Raw genomic sequence first — 418 nt, 5'->3', positions numbered from 1 at the left:
TCCGCCGCTACGGGGTGGACCCCGTCCTCTTCCGCATCGCCTTCGTCATCGCCGCTCTCTGGGGCGGGGCCGGGGTGTTCCTGTACGCACTGTTGTGGCTGCTCCTGCGCTCCGCCGGAGACGAGGTCTCCAAGGGGGAGGCGCTGATCGGGAAGGGCCGGGCATCCGGTTCCAGGATCACGGCCGCGGTCCTCGTCGTCGTCGTCCTGCTCAGCGCACCCACCTTCGGCGGTTCCGGGGAGAGCCTCGTGGTGGGGGCGGGGTTCCTCATGGGCGTCGCCATGCTCGCCGGGTGGTACGGCCTGCACCGCCGCACCCCCGTGCCACCCACCGGGTGGTCCGAGGTGTCGGCCGTGCGACCACGGTCGACGCGGACCGGCACCGGCCGCACCGCCGAGGCGTCGCAGGAACCGGGCTC

General features: G+C 73.2%; 1 protein-coding gene. It reads left to right on the top strand.

The window, feature by feature from the left end; genetic code table 11:
* Positions 1–418 (top strand): PspC domain-containing protein (locus G6017_RS09735; RefSeq protein ID WP_241731454.1); only part of this gene is annotated, 418 nt, incomplete at both ends.

It is taken from the genome of Dietzia sp. B44 (assembly GCF_014145245.1).
Lineage (GTDB): Bacteria > Actinomycetota > Actinomycetes > Mycobacteriales > Mycobacteriaceae > Dietzia > Dietzia natronolimnaea.
The sequence above is the reverse complement of the archived record's forward strand: the minus strand, read 5'-3'. Positions and strand labels throughout refer to the sequence as shown.